This is a genomic window from Sphingomonas sp. 10B4 (assembly GCF_035019905.1).
GTDB lineage: Bacteria > Pseudomonadota > Alphaproteobacteria > Sphingomonadales > Sphingomonadaceae > Sphingomonas > Sphingomonas glacialis.
This window is the reverse complement of sequence record NZ_JASJVC010000583.1, coordinates 1-235: the sequence shown is the minus strand read 5'-3', so window position 1 is coordinate 235 and position 235 is coordinate 1. Positions and strand designations below refer to the sequence as shown.

Sequence of the window (235 nt, the reverse complement as noted above, 5' to 3'; positions counted from 1 at the left end):
CCCCACCGTCGACGCCCAAAGCACGATCCTGCTGCTCATCGCGATCCTTGCGGCCCATCCGTCGATGCGAATAATACACGTCTTCCTCGACAACGCCCGCTACCATCATGCCCGGTTGGTAAGAGAATGGCTGGCCCGCGAAGGCGGTCGGATCACGCTCCACTTCGTGCCAACTTACAGCCACAATCTCAACCAAATCGAACGGCTCTGGGGCACCATGCACCGAAATGTCACC

General features: G+C 59.1%; 1 protein-coding gene. It reads left to right on the top strand.

The annotated features are described in order from the left end of the window. On the top strand, positions 1 to 235 hold a 235-nt coding region (locus QN347_RS20940), incomplete at both ends, for a transposase (RefSeq protein WP_323494569.1).